This is a genomic window from Rhodanobacter thiooxydans (assembly GCF_030291135.1).
GTDB classification, from domain to species: domain Bacteria; phylum Pseudomonadota; class Gammaproteobacteria; order Xanthomonadales; family Rhodanobacteraceae; genus Rhodanobacter; species Rhodanobacter thiooxydans_A.
In genome coordinates, this window is the sequence record NZ_CP127409.1 from 2,157,410 (window position 1) to 2,172,643 (window position 15,234).

General features: G+C 66.6%; 14 protein-coding genes. 3 read left to right on the plus strand and 11 right to left on the minus strand.

The window, feature by feature from the left end; genetic code table 11:
• Positions 1-44: 44 nt before the first annotated feature.
• Complete coding sequence (locus QQA13_RS09855; protein ID WP_108472655.1) at positions 45-2,792, plus strand: M14 family zinc carboxypeptidase; 2,748 nt, start codon at positions 45-47, stop codon at positions 2,790-2,792.
• A 21-nt stretch (positions 2,793-2,813) separates the two neighbouring features.
• Here QQA13_RS09855 and QQA13_RS09860 read toward each other — a convergent pair whose 3' ends face one another.
• The 7 genes from QQA13_RS09860 to QQA13_RS09890 form a co-directional block, all read right to left on the minus strand.
• Positions 2,814-4,493: a M28 family metallopeptidase gene (locus tag QQA13_RS09860; RefSeq protein ID WP_108472587.1), complete on the minus strand. Its 1,680-nt coding sequence runs from the start codon at positions 4,491-4,493 to the stop codon at positions 2,814-2,816.
• Positions 4,494-4,927: 434 nt separating this feature from the next.
• The gene (locus tag QQA13_RS09865) at positions 4,928-6,739 is read right to left on the minus strand and encodes a tetratricopeptide repeat-containing diguanylate cyclase (protein WP_211200093.1); all 1,812 of its coding nucleotides are present in this window, start codon (positions 6,737-6,739) and stop codon (positions 4,928-4,930) included.
• A gap of 17 nt (positions 6,740-6,756) precedes the next feature.
• A complete protein-coding gene (locus tag QQA13_RS09870) occupies positions 6,757-7,032 on the minus strand; it encodes a hypothetical protein (RefSeq protein ID WP_159082214.1) in 276 nt (91 codons plus the stop codon).
• Positions 7,033-7,127: 95 nt separating this feature from the next.
• The gene (locus QQA13_RS09875) at positions 7,128-7,388 is read right to left on the minus strand and encodes a hypothetical protein (RefSeq protein WP_108472585.1); all 261 of its coding nucleotides are present in this window, start codon (positions 7,386-7,388) and stop codon (positions 7,128-7,130) included.
• 142 nt (positions 7,389-7,530) lie between these two features.
• Complete coding sequence (locus tag QQA13_RS09880) at positions 7,531-8,352, minus strand: SAM-dependent methyltransferase (RefSeq protein ID WP_199909868.1); 822 nt, start codon at positions 8,350-8,352, stop codon at positions 7,531-7,533.
• A gap of 61 nt (positions 8,353-8,413) precedes the next feature.
• On the minus strand, positions 8,414-9,190 hold the full coding sequence (locus QQA13_RS09885) for a slipin family protein (RefSeq protein WP_108472653.1): 777 nt from the start codon (positions 9,188-9,190) through the stop codon (positions 8,414-8,416).
• Between the two features lie 37 nt (positions 9,191-9,227).
• Positions 9,228-10,613, minus strand: coding sequence for an NfeD family protein (locus QQA13_RS09890; RefSeq protein WP_428992347.1), 1,386 nt, complete (start codon positions 10,611-10,613; stop codon positions 9,228-9,230).
• A 156-nt stretch (positions 10,614-10,769) separates the two neighbouring features.
• Here QQA13_RS09890 and QQA13_RS09895 point away from each other — a divergent pair, with 156 nt between their 5' ends.
• Positions 10,770-11,225, plus strand: a complete 456-nt coding sequence (locus QQA13_RS09895) for a cupin domain-containing protein (protein ID WP_108472584.1) — start codon at positions 10,770-10,772, stop codon at positions 11,223-11,225.
• Positions 11,226-11,236: 11 nt separating this feature from the next.
• Here QQA13_RS09895 and thpR read toward each other — a convergent pair whose 3' ends face one another.
• Together thpR and QQA13_RS09905 are read right to left on the minus strand one after the other, a co-directional pair.
• Positions 11,237-11,854: an RNA 2',3'-cyclic phosphodiesterase gene (thpR, locus tag QQA13_RS09900; protein ID WP_108472583.1), complete on the minus strand. Its 618-nt coding sequence runs from the start codon at positions 11,852-11,854 to the stop codon at positions 11,237-11,239.
• A gap of 30 nt (positions 11,855-11,884) precedes the next feature.
• Positions 11,885-12,730, minus strand: a complete 846-nt coding sequence (locus tag QQA13_RS09905) for a DUF3014 domain-containing protein (RefSeq protein ID WP_108472582.1) — start codon at positions 12,728-12,730, stop codon at positions 11,885-11,887.
• Between the two features lie 298 nt (positions 12,731-13,028).
• Between QQA13_RS09905 and QQA13_RS09910 the strand changes: the two genes are divergently transcribed.
• Positions 13,029-13,526: a hypothetical protein gene (locus QQA13_RS09910; RefSeq protein ID WP_108472581.1), complete on the plus strand. Its 498-nt coding sequence runs from the start codon at positions 13,029-13,031 to the stop codon at positions 13,524-13,526.
• Positions 13,527-13,534: 8 nt separating this feature from the next.
• Here QQA13_RS09910 and QQA13_RS09915 read toward each other — a convergent pair whose 3' ends face one another.
• Both QQA13_RS09915 and QQA13_RS09920 read right to left on the minus strand, forming a co-directional pair.
• Positions 13,535-14,296, minus strand: coding sequence for an ABC transporter permease (locus QQA13_RS09915; RefSeq protein WP_108472580.1), 762 nt, complete (start codon positions 14,294-14,296; stop codon positions 13,535-13,537).
• Positions 14,293-15,219 (minus strand): ABC transporter ATP-binding protein, encoded by a 927-nt coding sequence (locus tag QQA13_RS09920; RefSeq protein ID WP_108472579.1) that lies wholly within the window; start codon positions 15,217-15,219, stop codon positions 14,293-14,295. The genes QQA13_RS09915 and QQA13_RS09920 overlap by 4 nt, the downstream gene beginning before the upstream one ends.
• Positions 15,220-15,234: the final 15 nt, after the last annotated feature.

A 15,234-nucleotide genomic window follows, 5' to 3' on the forward strand; every position in this document is an offset into this window, starting at 1 on the left:
AGAGTGCGGCGATCAGCTGCCACACGACCCCGGGGAAACTCATCATGCACGCACCCATCCGGCCCTTGCTCGCCGTCCTGCTGGCGACAGGCACTTTCGGTGCATTTGCGGCGGCCGGAGCCGACAGTTCAAAGCCGTACGCGCGCGACCCGGCCCAGCCGGTCGACCCGGCGTATACGGCGCAGATCCTGAAATTCACCACCGACCCCTCGTTCAATTCGCCGCTGACCGACTACCTGCCCGCCTCCGCCAGCGTACCCACGCCAGACAAGGTGCTCGGCCACATCTCCGGCGCGCCGGACTACCTGCCGCACGTGGCCGACGTCCATCGCTACTTCCGCGCCCTGGCCGCGGCCAGCCCGCGGGTGAAGGTGTTCAGCATCGGCAAGAGCGAGGAAGGCCGCGAGATGATCGCGGTGGCGATCGCCGACGAAAGCCTGCTGGCCGGTCTCGACGCGAACAAGGCGCGCCTGGCGAAACTGGCCGACCCGCGCAGCATCGGCATGGACGACGCCGTCGCCGACCAGCTGGTGGCGCAATCCACGCCGGTCTACTACGTCACCGGCGCCATCCACTCCACCGAAACCGGTTCGCCCACCGCGCTGATGGAGCTGGCCTACCGCCTGGCGGTGGACGAGGCGCCGTACATCCGCAACATCCGCTCGCACGTGATCACCCTGATCACGCCGGTGGTCGAGGTCGACGGCCGCGACCGCATGGTCGACCTGTACAACTGGCACCTCGCGCACCCGGGCCAGAATTATCCGCGGCTGCTGTACTGGGGCCATTACGTGGCGCACGACAACAACCGCGACGCGATGGCGATGACGCTGAACCTCACCCGCAACGTGGCGGACACCTTCGTCGGCTGGCACGCGCAGGTGCTGCATGACCTGCACGAATCGGTGCCGTTCCTGTACGACAACACCGTGGGTGACGGCCCGTACAACGCGTGGATCGACCCGATCCTCACCGGCGAGTGGCAACAGCTGGGCTGGGACAACGTGCAGCAGATGACCCGGCTCGGCATGCCCGGCGTATTCGCCCACGGCGACTTCGACACCTGGAGCCCGGGCTACCTGATGTTCATCGCCGCCATGCACAACGGCATCAGTCGGCTCTACGAAACCTTCGGCAACGGCGGCGCCGACACCGTGCAGCGCATCCTCGAACCGTCCGAGTACGAACGCACCTGGTACCGGCCCAATCCGCCGCTGCCTACCGTGTCGTGGTCGCAGCGCAACAACAACAACTACCAGCAGACCGGCCTGCTCACCGCGCTGAACTACTTCGCAGGCAACGGCCAGCAGTTCCTGAAGAATTTTTACCTCAAGGCCAAGCGCTCGATCGAGAAGCCGCAGCAGGCCGGCCCGGCCGCCTACGTGTTCCCGGCCGACGACAAGCGCACCGGTTCCCGCGCCCAGCTGCTGCGCATCCTGCAACTGCAGCACGCGGAGATCAGCCGCACCAGCGCGCCGGTCACGGTGACCCTGTCGAAACAGGGCGACGACAGCAAGAAAACCAGGACGCAAACCTTTCCCGCCGGCAGCTACGTGGTGCGCATGGACCAGCCGTATTCGCGCATCGTCGACACCCTGCTCGACCGCCAGTACTGGTCGCCGAAGGACCCGCAGCAGCATCCCTACGACGACACCGGCTGGTCGATGGGTGACCTGTTCGACGTGCAGGTGGTGCGCGTCACCGACACCGCGATCCTCAAGGCGCCGATGCGCCTGCTTGACGGACCGGTTGACGTACCGCAAGGCCTGGCGGCGGTCGACATGCCACCGGCAAAACTGCCGCGCATCGCGCTGATGCACACCTGGCTGGGCACCCAGACCGAAGGCTGGTGGCGCATGGCGCTGGACAAGCTCGGGATGCCGTACGACTACATCAGCACCCAGGACGTGGCCAAGGCCGGCAACCTGCGCGCGAAGTACGACGTGATCCTGTTCGGCCCGGTCGGCGACGCCAGCACGCAGCGCATCGTCGACGGCCTGCCGATGTGGGGCAAGCCGCTGCCGTGGAAAACCACCGCACTGACACCGAATCTCGGCCACATCGACTCGACGGACGACATCCGCCCCGGCCTCGGCGAGAGCGGCGTCGCCAACCTCAAGCGCTTCGTGCAGGCCGGCGGCCTGCTGATCACCGCCGAGGACACCGCGCAGTTCGCCATCGACGTGGGCCTGGCACCGGGCGTCTTCGTCACCAAAACCGACAAGCTGAAAGTCGTCGGCAGCGTGCTGCAGGCGAAGTTCGTCGATCGCGGCAGCCCGGTCGCCGCCGGCTATCGCAGCGACGACCTGGCGCTGTACAGCGCGGAAGGCCAGTCGTTCTCCGTGTCCAACCTGGTCACCGGCGACAAGGGACTGCCGAACGCGAAGGAGTTCCAGCGCCCGACCGGGCGCGGCGGCCCGCACGACACGGACACCCCCGAAGGCCGCGCCTCGATCGCCCCGGCCGCCCTGCCCGACGTCAAGCCGTGGCAAGCGCTGCCGCTGAACGCCGAGCAGATGCGCAACAACCCCTGGGTGATCCCCGCCGAGCAGCGCCCACGGGTGATCCTGCGCTACGCCGAGGCGAAGAACCTCTTGATCTCCGGCCTGCTCGACGGCGGCGACGAGATGGCCGAGCGCGCCGCCGTGGTCGACGCCCGCTACGGCAAGGGCCACGTGCTGCTGTTCGCCAGCAACCCGATCTGGCGCGGCGAAACCATCGGCAGCTACCCGCTGGTGCTCAACGCCATCGTGAACTTCGACAGGCTGGACACGACACCGGCGAAACCCTGAGGCCGGTGTCGAACCTGTTGATCATTTCGACGGCGGCGCAGCCGGCTTCATCATGGCATCGCGCGTGGCCTTGAACGGATTGCCGGCATACCACTGCGGCCACACGCCCGCCTGGCTGAGGTGTCGGCCCAGTTCGTACAGCGCCTGGGTATCTTCAAGGATGCCTTCCAGGTTCCAGTGCGGATCGAACACGTCGTTCGTGGTGTGGTAGCGGTGCGCCGTATAGTCGTCGGCCGCCTTCTGGCCGGCGGCCCTGCCGCCATCGCGCAGGTCGAGGCCCGAACTGGCCAGCATCGCCGGCACGCCGGCCCGGGCGAAGTTGAAATGGTCGGAGCGGAAGTAGAAGCCGTTCTCCGGCGTGGTCTCCGGCGAGATCACCCGACCCTGCTTATGCAACACGCCGGCAAGCATGTCCTCCAGCTCGGACTGGCCCTTGCCGATCACCGTCATGTCGCGCGCCGGGCCGATGACCGGCAACGCGTCGACGGCGATGTCGGCCACCGTGCGGTTCAATGGAAAGATCGGCTTCGCCGCGTAGTACTGCGAACCGAGCAGGCCCGATTCCTCCAGCGTCGGCATGAAGAACAGCACGCTGCGCTCGGGCGGCCGCGCCTGGTGCGCGAACGCATCGGCGATCTGCAGCAGCATGCTCAGGCCGGTGCCGTTGTCGATCGCGCCGGCATAGACCTGGTGGCCCTGGCGGGTCGGGTCGGTGCCCAGATGGTCCCAGTGCGCGGTGTAGATCACCACCTCGTCGGGCTTGCCGTGGCCTTCGACCATCGCTACCACGTTCTTCGATTCGATATGACCGATCTTGTTGTGCAGGGTGATCGAGGCGGTCGCGTGCAAGGGGACCGGCTCGAAGCCCGGCTTCGCCGCGGACCGTTCGAGTTCAGCGAAATCGAGGCCTGCGGCGGCGAACAGCCGGACCGCCGCATCGCGTGTCAGCCAGCCAGCCACAGGCAACCGCGGCGATGGATCGACACTGCTCGGCAGGCTCAGCTGCGGCCCGACCGCGCCGTTCTGCAGCACGCTCCACGGATAACCGGCCGCGGCGTCGCTGGTGTGCACGATGAAGCAGGCGGCAGCGCCCTGCAGCGCCGCCTCCGCATACTTGTACGGCCAGCGGCCGTACCAGGTCATCGCGCGGCCGTTGAACAGCTTCGGGTCGCGGCTGGCAAAGCCGGGGTCGTTGACCAGCACGATCACCGTCTTGCCCTTCACGTCGACACCCCGGTAGTCGTTCCAGTGCCAGGCCGGCGCATCCGCGCCGTAGCCGAGGAACACCACCGGCGAATCCTTCAGCGCGATCTCGGCTTTCGCCTGCAGGGTCTGCACCACCATGTCGGTGCGATACGCCAGCTTCAGCGACTTGCCGCCCGCGGTGACGTCCAGGCTGACATCGGTGTTCAGCAGCAAGGTGGAGTCGGCCGGCACGGTCTGGAACCACGAGCCGTGGTTGCCCGGCTGCAGGCCCATCCGCTTGAACTCGGCCACCAGGAAATCAGTGGTGCGCTGTGCGCCGATCGTGCCGGGCTTGCGCCCGCCGAACGCATCGGAGCTGAGCGTCTGGTCGAAGCGGGCGAAATCGGCGGCGTTGATCGACGGCGCTCGTGTCGTGTCCGGTTCAGTCGTCGCCGCCTGCAGCGGCAACGCGGCCAGGCCCAGCGCAACCATCAGGGTGAAATTCCTCACTCGCATCAAAACGCTCCCGCCGATGAAATCGGCCACCTTTGTAGCGCGCCCCTGCACCGCTGTCCATGCGACAGGCCCCGCTGGTGATCGTCGGTGGCGGCAGCAAACGTGGGACGCAGCTGCCGCCCTGACGCCATGATGTTGCCGCCATCGCCGTGGCGGCAGCCCGGTGCGCCCGCACGGCATTCAACTGCACACGGCGGCGTCAAAAGGCTGATCCGGTTGCGCCCCTCGTCCTTGGCCTGGTGCCGGGCGCAGTCGGCATCGTTCCTCAGCTGCCGCAGCTCGTAACCGGAACTGGCCGCGGCTGCCACGCCGAAGCTGGCCGAGATCGGGATGCCGGGCGCATCCCCGAATGCAACGCAGAATCGATGCCCGGGATCAGGCCTTTACGGCCTTGACCCAACTGTCCGCGAAAACGGGGTAGAACCCGACTCGGCTTACTGCACGCCTTCGGCCGTCACGGCAACGACGCCCAGTTGCGTTTTCGACCGGCCGTCGCTGACGCTGACCCGGTTGCGGCCCTCGCGTTTGGCCCGATACAACGCGTCGTCGGCGTGGACCAGCAGCTGGCGCAGGTCATGCCCGGAATGCTTGGTGCTCGCCACACCAAAGCTGGCCGAAACGCAGATTTCCTCGGTGGCATCGCCGCGGACCACCTCCACGATCGCCAACCGGATCCGTTCGGTTCGGGCAAGCACCTGTTCGAGCGTGCACTCCGGCAACACAATGCCGAACTCCTCGCCACCCAGGCGGCCGAAGATGTCGGTGGAACGCAGATGCGCCTGGCAGGCGGCCACGGCACGCTTCAGCACGCGATCGCCCACCGCATGGCCGTAGGTGTCGTTGACGGCCTTGAAGTGGTCCAAATCGATCAGCACCAGGCAGGCCTCCCGCCCCGACTTCCGGCAGTACTGCAACTGCTGCTCGGCCTCATTGACGAAATGCTGGCGGTTGAAGATGTCCGTGAGCCCGTCGCGCCGCGCCTGCCGCATGAAACGCAGCTGCGAGCGCTTGACGCGATAGGCCCAGAAAGCGATGAACGCGAGCCCGCCGAGCAGCAGCACGATGTACAGCCGGCTGGTCTCGGCGGCTTTGCGGTCCAGAGCCTGCTGCAGTTGCAGGATCTCGTTCTGCTTGCTGAGGGTATCGATCTGCAGCTTCTTGGCAGCCAGCTGCTGCTGCACAGTCTGGTAGGCGAGCGCACGGGCATTCACCGCGTTCAGGTAGCCCTTGTTGGCCAGCATGTACTGTTCGTGATACGTGAGAGCTTTGTCCAGGTGTCCCTGCTGCTTTTCGATCAGGTACAAAACACGATAGGCGATGCTGAGCGACTCCGCGTACTCGTTGCGCTTGCTCTGCTCGACGACCTCAAGAGCAAACCGTTTCGCCTTCGCCAGCTGACCGGTACTCATGTACGCCTCGGCCAGCAAGGCGTCGAATTCGGAAATCAGTATCTGATAGTTGCTGCGCGCGACCGCGGGGTAATTGGACTCCAGCACACGAATGGCCTCATCGGCATGGCCACGCTGGAGCGCCAGGCTGGCTACGTAAAAGCTGATGCCGTTGCCATAGACGGGATCCTTCGCTTCCGTGCAGATTTCGACGCCCTTGCGGAACTGCTCATCGATGCCTTCCAGCCTGCCGCTCTTGTAGAGCGCAGCCAGCTTGGCGTGCTCGGCCTTGCAGCTGTAGGGGCCGGGGCTTTCTTTGAATACCTGATCGGCATACTCGAAAGCCAAGTCGTATTGCCCGGCCTCTTCATAGAGGTAAGCCGCAATGACGAGGGCCTGCCCGCGTGCGTCCGGATCGGTAATCTCTGGCAACTGGGCGAGGAGCTGACTCTCCAGCTGGAACGCCTCCTCGTAACGCGATCGCTCCGCCAAGGTATTGACCTTCAGCACCTTGGCCCGGAACAGGACAACGGCGTTGCGGGACTTCTCCAGCAGCTCACCGATCATGGTGTCGGAAGTCGGGTAATCACCGCGATAGGCCGCGCGCCACGCCTGGAGGTAATGCAGGTAATCAACCTGATCCGGCGCCAACGCGGCGCTGTCGCCATCCAGCCGATCGAGAATCTGCTGGAACTCCCCGGGATTGGAAAGCTTGATGCCGTCCGCGCGCTTGAGCAGCGCCGGAACCTCACTCGCAGCGACGGGTACGGCCGCCAGGGCCGTACCCGTCGCAAGCAGAAGTCCCAGCAGGACAAGTCCAGCGATCACCACTCCATGTCGGTTGCCGGATGTGCGCATTGCCCTGACCAAACGACTCAGCGACTCCGGAGCTCAGGAGCCTCTTCCTCGCCATCGCGCGAGGGCGCTTCTTCGGCACCATCCTCCTGTTCCTCGCTGGGAGCCAGGAATCCGACAGCCTGAGCCATGCCCAGCAAAGCCCCCAGTCGTGCCTGATTCCCTGTACGAATGGCTTCCTGGATCGGAGGATCGAAACCCGCCGAAGTCAGTGCAAGCTCGAACTCATGCCCTGTTCCGCGGCCCAGCCGCGCATCCTGACCGACCTGATCAAGAAATCCGACGACATCTGACATGTGCAGCTCCCCCTAGACTTGGTGTTGGCTAGAAACAGCACACCCGGGAGAGTCGAGATTCTTCATGCGCAGTGCGCCGCCGAATCCTTCCCTTCTCAGGCACGCCGTTGGTGGTAATACTCCTCGTCCCTACCCGAGTCCCGGTCAGACTGGACCATGGCAGGCACCAGCATGCAACACACGTTCTTCGCACCCGCCAATGCGGCCAGCCGAGCCTGATCCTTCGCCAGCACGGCATCGCGCACCTCGGGGTCGACCTGGATATCGGCAAGCATGCGCTGCAGCTCCCCGGCGGGGGCATAGCGCAAGCTGGCGTTCTGACCGACGTTCTCAAGAAAATCAACGATATTCGACATGGCATATCTCCCGGATAGTCAATGGATTGGAATGGCGCGGACTGGCCTGATTCGCGGGGGTGGAATAGTTTGCCCCGCAGCGAGGCATCAAACCGCGCCGATTCATCCTAGGGACGACGCCAACGGCAACTTGCCTACCTGTTCACAAAACGCCGGCATCCCGCTTGATTTCCGCCTTGTCCAGCGCGTCCAGCCGCGCGCGCATCGCCAGGTCGGGCTGCAGCGGACCGGTCGGCGGCAACACCACGGTGTCTTCCATGCCGACCTCGGCCTGCGGCAGGTCGGCCAGCCGGATCCGGCGGATCCGCGGCTGCTGGATCGGCAAGGTGGCGCCGCGGTAGATGGTGATCTCGTGGTCGGCCGGGTAGTCGCGCGCCAGCACCTCGACCAGCAGTTCGCGGTAGGCCGACCCGGTCGAGAAACGCGCCAGCGACTGGTCGCCGACCAGGCCCACCTGCCACAGCACCAGGTAGGCAGTCGGGTCGATCCTGCGCTTGTAGAACAGCAGCTGGCTGGCCTCGAAGTGCTGGCAGCCGTAACGGCCCGGGTCGATGCCGAGGTCGGCGTACAGGCAGTCCTCGGCCGAGATGCCCGGTTCCATGTGCGCCTCGTAGCCTTCGCTGCGGGCGACCTCGATCGACTTGTGCGGCGCCCAGGCGAACACGCCGGGGTGGCCGTAGAACACGCCGCACACCCGCTTGCCCGCGCGCACCTCGGTGAGGATGGCCTCGACCATCTCGCGGTAGGTCTGCATGCGCGACTTGCCTTCGCGGTAGTACGGCTGCAGGCTGCGCACGTCCTGGTGCATCTTGTGCAGCCACATCTCGACGATGCCGTCGGAGAGCCCGGCGAACACCACGTCGGCCTGCTCTATGTAGCTGCGCGCCAGCGGGCCGAGGTGCGAGCCCAGGGTCATGCCCAGGCCCACGCAGACCAGGCTGCCGGGTGAAGGTGCTGCATCCATGGTGGGTCGCTCATCTTGATGGAAGCGGCATTATTCACCCGCCCCGGACGGCGGCGCCAGTTCACTGGTTCGGTGCCGGATCGGCCTTCGCCGGAAACGCATCCATCAGCGGCTTGATCAGGTCCAGCGGCAGCGGGAACACGATGGTCGAGGACTTGCCGCTGTTGGACATGTCAGCCAGCGTCTGCAGGTAGCGCAGCTGCAGCGCCTGCGGTTGCTGCGACAGCATCGCGGCGGCGTCGCGCAATTTCTCGGCGGCCTGCAGCTCGCCCTCGGCATGGATCACCTTGGCGCGGCGTTCGCGCTCGGCTTCGGCCTGGCGGGCGATCGCGCGCACCATGGTCTCGTTGAGGTCGACATCCTTGAGCTCCACGTTGGCGACCTTGATGCCCCACGGGTCGGTGGCCTCGTCCAGGATCGCCTGCAGGGTGTGGTTGATCGAGTCGCGCTGCGACAGGATCTCGTCCAGCTCGTGCTGGCCCAGTACCGAGCGCAGCCGGGTCTGCGCCAGCTGGCTGGTCGCCTGCAGAAAGTTCTCCACCTGCAGCACGGATTTGTCGGGCTCCACCACGCGGAAATAGACCACCGCGTTCACCCGCACCGAAACGTTGTCGCGCGAGATCACGTCCTGCGGCGGCACGTCCATCACGGTCACCCGCAGGTCGACGCGGATCATGCGCTGCACGAACGGCACCAGCAGCACCAGTCCGGGCCCCTTGGTGCCGGTGTAGCGGCCCAGCGTCAGCACGACGCCGCGCTGGTACTCCGGCAGGATCTTCACCGCGGAGAACAGCAGCAGCGCGCCGAGAATTACCAGTACACCGACGAATCCGAACATGATCATCTCCTGCCTTTCATGAAATGGCCGCACCGGCTCATGCCGGCTCGACCTGCAACAGCAAGCCCTGCCGCGACACCACGCGCACCCGCGCGCCGGCCGGCAAGGCGATATCGCTGTGTACGCGCCAGCGCTCGCCGCGCACCAGCATCCACGCCTCGCCACCGGCTTCCACCGGCTCCAGCAGTTCGCCGGTGTCCACCAGCATCGCCGAATCGCCGGTAACCGGATGGGCGCGGCGCGAACGGAACACCAGCCACACGATCAGCGCCAGCAGCGCAGCCGTGCCCATGGCGATGCCGGCGATCACGCCGAGATTGACGCCATAGCCCGGCACGCCGGTATTCATCAGCATCACCGAGCCCACTACGAACGCCACCAGCCCACCGACACCGAACGCGCCCACGCTGGGATTGGCCGCCTCGGCCACCAGCAGGCCGACGCCCAGCGCCATCAGCGCCAGCCCGGCGTAGTTCACCGGCAGCAGTTGCAGCGCGTACAGGCCGACCAGCAGGCAGATGCCTCCGGCGATGCCCGGCAGCATCGCGCCGGGATGGAGGGCTTCCAGCAGCAGCCCGAAGATGCCGGCCAGCAGCAACAGATAGGCGATGGTGGGATTGGTGATGATCGCCAGGAAGCGCGTGCGCGCGCCGGGCGCGTATTCATGCACGGACACACCCTTGAGCTGCAGCGTGACGTCGCGATCGCCCACCTGCACCTTGCGTCCGTCCGCCCTGGCCAACAGCTCGGCCACGTCCGCGGCCACGAAGTCGATCACGTGCTGCTGCGCGGCCTCGCTGGCGGTCAGCGTGGCGGCGCCGCGCACCGCCTGTTCGGCCCACTGCGCGTTGCGCCCGCGCAACTGTGCCAGCGAGCGGATATAGGCGATCGCATCGTTCATGACCTTGTGCGACTCGGCATCGTCGCCTGCTGCCGGCTCGTCTTTCGCGGCAGAACCTGCCGACGCCGGCGAGTTGCCGGTTTTCGGCAGCGGCGTGGCGCCCCCGAGCTGCACCGGCGTCGCCGCGCCAAGGTGGGTGGCCGGCGCCATCGCGGCGATCTGCCCGGCGTACAGGATGTACGTTCCAGCCGACGCCGCGCGGGCGCCAGCGGGGGCGACATACACCAGCACCGGCACCTTGCAGGCCAGCATGCCGGCGATGATCTGCCGCATCGAATCGGCCAGCCCGCCGGGCGTATCCAGCCGCAGCACGATCGCCACCGCACCATCGGCGACGGCACGCTTCGAGGCGTCGTCGAAGTACTCCGCGGCGGCGGGGCCGATCGGGCCATCCAGCGTGATCTGCGCCACCATGCCATCGGCCGCGGTGCGGCCGGCAACCGTGGGCTCGACGGCAAGCACCGCCTGCATCGGCAGTGTGCAAAGAACCGCCACACAGACCCGCCACAGCCAACGCATCATCTCACCGACCTCCGCATGACATCAGCGACGATGCCGCCACTGTAACGCGGTCGGTGTTCAAAAACCGATCGTCGACCGGGCCAGCGCAACCAAGGTCCGGCCGATGCGCGATGATTCATCGAAAGAAGCCTCCCCACCGTTACAAGGAACAAGCTCATGCCGAAAGTCGACGCCGCCAAGATTTCCGAGCGCCAGGGCTCGGACTATCCGGCACCTTACGGAGAACCCGTCAGTGGACGCATCCGGCAGGCGCTGGGCCGTGCCGGCGGCCTGACCGATTTCGGCGTCAACCTGGTGCACCTGCCGCCGGGAGCATGGTCGAGCCAGCGCCACTGGCACAGCCACGAGGAGGAATTCGTCTACGTCCTGGCCGGCGAACTGACTTTGGTAAGCGAAGCCGGCGAGCAGTTGCTGCGCGCCGGCGATGGCGCGGCCTTTCCGAAAAACGTGCCTGATGGCCACCACATGATCAACCGCGGCGGAGAAACTGCCGTCTATCTCGACATCGGTACCCGCTGCGGTGACGACACCTGCCACTATTCAGACATCGACCTGCACCTGGAACGCGGCGCCGATCATTACTCGCACAAGGATGGAACGCCCTACACCTGACCAGGGGCGGTCTACTTCACCGACTGCAGCGACCACTCCGCCAGCAGCTGATAATCCTGCTGGCCGACCACGCTGTGGAGCAGCGCAACGCGCTCGACCCGCCACGCCACCGGTTCGATCGGCATGACGTCCAGCTGCGCCGCATGGCTGTAGGCGACCGTGACATGCGGCGTAAAACTGCGCGCGACATGGCGGCCCTGCCCGGCCAGCACGAGCGCACGGCGCAGTTCCTGCCATAGCTGTTGCAACGGCTCGGGTACGCCCGAGCTGCGCAGGATGCAGGGCGGTTGCCGGCCATGGAAGCCGGCCGCCTCGTGCAGCACCCATTCGAACCGCGCCACATGCAGCTTGCCTGCGGCTGCCATGGCTGCGGCAACCACATCCTGCCGCAGCAGCGCGTGGTCACCGAGAAAATGCAGCGTGGCGTGATAGCGCGCCGGGTCCACCCAGCGCGCGCGCAGACCGGGATGGCTGGCCTTGAGTGCCTGCGCCGCCTGCGCCAGCCGTGTACGCGTCGCCGCGTCCGGCAGCAGCGCGAAGAACAATCGGTGCACTTCGGCAGGCCGAGGCTCGACTGCTCCGAGCAGGTCGAGCTGGGGCTGGTCGGCAGGCGTGGATCGATTGGCCATCGCTGTGGATCGGAAGCTGGGCGCGCGAGTCTACCCGGCCGTTCCCGCCGGCGCCGGATGCAGGTCCTGCCCGGTCAGCTGCGTGCGGATTGCACGCAGCCTGGCCTTGATCTTCGCCTCGTTGGCAGGCCCCACACGCAACAGCAGCTTCTGCCCGGTCGAGCGCGATTCCAGCGCGGGATCGGCGTAGACGTAGTACGCCTTCGAGCGCACCAGGGCCGGCGGCTGGGCCAGCTCCGGCGCGGCCAGCATGTCGTCGATCGCCACGATCAGGCGGTCGTTGAAATAGCCCTTCGGGTAGCCCAGTTGCCGGTACGCCTGCTGGAACAGCGGATAGGCGTGCACGTACCAGGCCACCAGCGCCTGCGGATCGACGGCATCGACGATCTGCATGTACGGCGCGTAGCGGGCAACGTTCCGCTCGCTGGCCACCGTGCCGCCGTTGGCTTCGTCGACGATGAACGCACCCTTCGGCACGCGCGCCGGCAGCGTGAACACGGCCAGCCCGTCGTGACGCGGCAGCATGTCGATGGTCGCCACGAGGCGCGCAATGACCTGTTGCCCCACCAGCAGCGAGGACAGGTCGTTGCCGCCGGCCAGCGCGGCGAGTGCAGCGGCCACGCTGGCGTCACTGTCGTCCAGTGCCGGCAACGCACTGGTCGAGGCCGTCGCCGGTCCGGCCTGCGCCTGTTCGATCGGATGCTGGATCGGCGGCGCGCCAGGCGGTGCGGCAGCCGATGCCGAAGTCGCCGGCACCACCGGCGGCGGCGCGCCGGCATGCATGGCCTTGCGCGCCAGGTACACCCCCGCCACCACGATGACCGCCACCACGACCACCGCCACGATCCAGCTGCCTGTCGATGTCTGCTTGCCCACGATTGCTCCCTAGCGTCGAGTATCCGGTTTGGACTGGCCTGCGCGCGATTCGTTCATCGCACTGGTCCGGGCCGGCGCGACACACCGTACCAGCTTGCTGGCCAGGCCCGCTGCGATCCGCGTCGGGTATCGCCCATGCGACCGCCGTTCCGGTTCCCGATAACAAACGGGTCACGCAGCAACAACGTCACAACCGCTAAACGGTGAATTGCGCAAACCTGCCTCGCCCGTGCGGATATCCGGGCCGACCGGCGCCATCCGCGCGGCGGGCGCCATGCCGGATGTGGAGGGCCACCCCATGAAAACCCGATGCGTATTCAGCACCCCCGACCTGGCCGCGGCACGCGCTGCGATGGCCGCGGCACGCGGGGCAGGCATCGACGACGGCGACATCTCGCTGGTCGCCCGCGAGGACATCGAACTGCAAAAGATCCCCGACCACCTGATGCAGGGGCGCAATGATTTCTATCCTGCCGCCGTGCGTGGCGGCGCCTGCGGCGGCGGTACCGGCCTGTTGCTGGGACTGATCGCGGTCGCCGTGCCGCCACTGGGCGTGACGCTGGCCGGCGCCGCGGCGATGACCATCGCCGGCGCCGCGTTCGGCACCTGCATCGGCGAGATGGTCGGCTTCGAGGTGCCGGACGCAGTCAGCCGCAAGTTCAAGGACGAGATTGCGGCCGGCCGCATCCTGGTGGTGCTCGACGCCCGCAAGGACCAGCTCGGCGTGGCCGGGCCCGCTGTCGCGCGCACCGGCGCCACGCCGCTGCCGTTCCACGCGCACACCGCGCTGACCTGACAAGCCGCTCAGGCTTTCAGCCGGTAGCCGCTGCGGAAGATCCACCACACGGCCGCAAGGCAGATCGCGAGGAACACCAGGGTCATGCCCAGGCTGACCCCCACGCCGACGTCGGCGACGCCGTAGAAACTCCAGCGGAAACCGCTGATCAGGTACACCACCGGGTTGAACAGGGTGACCTTCTGCCAGAACGGCGGCAGCATGTGGATCGAATAGAAACTGCCACCGAGGAAGGTCAGCGGCGTCACCACCAGCAGCGGCACCAGTTGCAGCTTCTCGAAGTTGTCCGCCCAGATGCCGATGATGAAGCCGAACAGGCTGAAGGTGACCGCGGTAAGCAGCAGGAAAGCCAGCATCCACAGCGGGTGCTCGATCTGGAACGACACGAACAGCCGCGCGGTGACCAGGATGATCAGGCCCAGGATGATCGACTTGCTCGCCGCCGCGCCCACGTAGCCGGCGACGATCTCCAGCGGCGACACCGGCGCCGACAGGATCTCGTAAATGGTGCCCACGAACTTCGGGAAGTAGATGCCGAACGAGGCGTTGGAGATGCTCTGCGTCAGCAGCGACAGCATGATCAGGCCGGGCACGATGAAGGCGCCGTAGCTGACCCCGTCGATCCCTTTCATGTGCGAGCCGATCGCCGCGCCGAAGACCACGAAGTACAGCGAGGTGGAGATCACCGGCGAGACGATGCTCTGCAACAGGGTGCGCCAGGTGCGCGCCATCTCGAAGCGGTAGATCGCGCGGATCGCATGGATGTTCATGCGCGCTCCCTCAGCAGGCCGACGAAGATGTCCTCCAGCGAACTCTGCCGGGTCTGCAGGTCCTTGAAGTCGATGCCCGCTTCGCCGAGCCGGCGCAGCAGCACGTCGATGCCGGTGTGCTCGCCCTGCGTGTCGAAGGTGTAGACCAGCTGCCGGCGATCGGCCGACAGTTCCAGCGGGTAATCGGCCAGCGCCGCCGGAATGGCTTGCAACGGATCCTGCAGGTGCAGGGTGAGCTGCCTGCGGCCGAGCTTGTTCATCAGCTCGGCCTTGTCCTCGACCAGGATCAGCTCGCCCTTGTGGATCACCCCGATGCGGTCGGCCATCGCCTCGGCCTCCTCGATGTAGTGGGTGGTCAGGATGATGGTGACGCCGGAGGCGCGCAGCGCGCGCACCATCGCCCACATGTCGCGGCGTAGCTCCACGTCGACGCCGGCGGTGGGCTCGTCCAGGAACAGGATCTGCGGCTCGTGCGACAACGCCTTGGCGATCATCACGCGCCGCTTCATGCCGCCGGACAGGGTGATCATCTTGTTGTTGCGCTTGTCCCACAGCGAGAGGTCCTTCAGCACCTTCTCGATGTGCGCCGGGTTGGCGGCGCGGCCGAACAGGCCGCGGCTGAAACTGACCGTGTTCCACACCGTCTCGAACGCGTCGGTGGTCAGCTCCTGCGGCACCAGGCCGATCTTCGTGCGCGCCGCGCGGTAGTCGCGCACCACGTCGTGGCCGTCGGCCAGCACGGTGCCCTCGCTGGGGTTGACGATGCCGCAGATGATGCTGATCAGGGTGGTCTTGCCGGCGCCGTTGGGGCCCAGCAAGGCGAAGATCTCGCCCTGGCGGATCTCCAGGTCGATCCGCTTCAGTGCCTGGAAGCCGGAGGCGTAGGTCTTGCCGAGCTGGCGAACGGTGATGACCGGCTGCATGCGATCTCCTGGGGA

Excerpts from the sequence above, each read along its gene's own strand:
- QQA13_RS09860 (WP_108472587.1), bottom strand. The coding sequence starts at position 4,493 with ATGCGAGTGAGGAATTTCACCCTGATGGTTGCGCTGGGCCTGGCCGCG.
- QQA13_RS09910 (WP_108472581.1), top strand. The coding sequence starts at position 13,029 with ATGAAAACCCGATGCGTATTCAGCACCCCCGACCTGGCCGCGGCACGC.
- QQA13_RS09855 (WP_108472655.1), top strand. The coding sequence starts at position 45 with ATGCACGCACCCATCCGGCCCTTGCTCGCCGTCCTGCTGGCGACAGGC.
- QQA13_RS09890 (WP_428992347.1), bottom strand. The coding sequence starts at position 10,613 with ATGATGCGTTGGCTGTGGCGGGTCTGTGTGGCGGTTCTTTGCACACTG.
- QQA13_RS09920 (WP_108472579.1), bottom strand. The coding sequence starts at position 15,219 with ATGCAGCCGGTCATCACCGTTCGCCAGCTCGGCAAGACCTACGCCTCC.
- thpR (WP_108472583.1), bottom strand. The coding sequence starts at position 11,854 with ATGGCCAATCGATCCACGCCTGCCGACCAGCCCCAGCTCGACCTGCTC.
- QQA13_RS09915 (WP_108472580.1), bottom strand. The coding sequence starts at position 14,296 with ATGAACATCCATGCGATCCGCGCGATCTACCGCTTCGAGATGGCGCGC.
- QQA13_RS09865 (WP_211200093.1), bottom strand. The coding sequence starts at position 6,739 with ATGCGCACATCCGGCAACCGACATGGAGTGGTGATCGCTGGACTTGTC.
- QQA13_RS09895 (WP_108472584.1), top strand. The coding sequence starts at position 10,770 with ATGCCGAAAGTCGACGCCGCCAAGATTTCCGAGCGCCAGGGCTCGGAC.
- QQA13_RS09885 (WP_108472653.1), bottom strand. The coding sequence starts at position 9,190 with ATGTTCGGATTCGTCGGTGTACTGGTAATTCTCGGCGCGCTGCTGCTG.
- QQA13_RS09870 (WP_159082214.1), bottom strand. The coding sequence starts at position 7,032 with ATGTCAGATGTCGTCGGATTTCTTGATCAGGTCGGTCAGGATGCGCGG.
- QQA13_RS09880 (WP_199909868.1), bottom strand. The coding sequence starts at position 8,352 with ATGGATGCAGCACCTTCACCCGGCAGCCTGGTCTGCGTGGGCCTGGGC.
- QQA13_RS09875 (WP_108472585.1), bottom strand. The coding sequence starts at position 7,388 with ATGTCGAATATCGTTGATTTTCTTGAGAACGTCGGTCAGAACGCCAGC.